This window comes from Caballeronia sp. AZ10_KS36 (assembly GCF_023631105.1).
Taxonomy (GTDB): domain Bacteria; phylum Pseudomonadota; class Gammaproteobacteria; order Burkholderiales; family Burkholderiaceae; genus Caballeronia.
On record NZ_JALQDQ010000070.1, the window covers coordinates 1 to 815 of the forward strand.

The following is an 815-nucleotide window of genomic DNA, read 5'->3' on the forward strand; positions in this document are numbered from 1 at the left end:
ACGCGCTCGGCCAATTCCGCGATCTTGCCGACGCCCTCTTCCAGGAGCTTCGAGGTGCGGAACACGCCCGCGTGCGATTGCATCGTCGCGCGGATGTCGTTGGCGATGTGCTGCGTGTATTCGCCCGAGGTCGACTTCTCCAGCACCGCGAGGCGTTCCATCGCGAAGTCGGCGGCATCGGCCGGCAGCGGCTTGTGCTCCTTCATCTCGGTCGCGTGCTTGATGATGTGATTGCCCGCCGCGCGGCCGAACACGACGAGGTCGAGCAGCGAGTTCGTGCCGAGACGGTTCGCGCCGTGCACCGACACGCACGAGCATTCGCCCACTGCATAGAAGCCGTTGACCGGATCGTCGTAGCCCTTGGCCGTGCCGACCACTTGCCCGTGCATGTTCGTCGGAATCCCGCCCATCTGATAGTGGATGGTCGGCACCACGGGAATCGGCTCTTTGATGCAGTCCACGTTGGCGAACTTGAGCGCGATCTCGCGAATCGACGGCAGACGCTTCATGATCGTCTCCGCGCCGATGTGTGACAGGTCCAGCAGCACGTGATCCTTGTTCGGACCGACGCCGCGACCTTCCTTGATCTCCTGATCCATCGAACGCGAAACGAAGTCGCGCGGCGCGAGGTCCTTGAGCGTCGGCGCGTAGCGTTCCATGAAGCGGTCGCCGTTCGCGTTACGCAAGATGCCGCCTTCGCCGCGCACGCCTTCGGTGATCAGCACGCCCGCGCCCGCCACGCCCGTCGGGTGGAACTGCCAGAACTCCATGTCCTGCAGCGCGATGCCCGAGCGCGCGGCCATGCCGAGACCATC

The 815-nt window shown here is 64.9% G+C and carries 1 protein-coding gene; it reads right to left on the reverse strand.

Going from position 1 to position 815, the window contains the following annotated elements; all coding sequences use genetic code 11:
• The coding region (locus tag NCR35_RS30130; RefSeq protein WP_250537458.1) for an FAD-binding protein at positions 1-815 on the reverse strand (815 nt) is incomplete at both ends.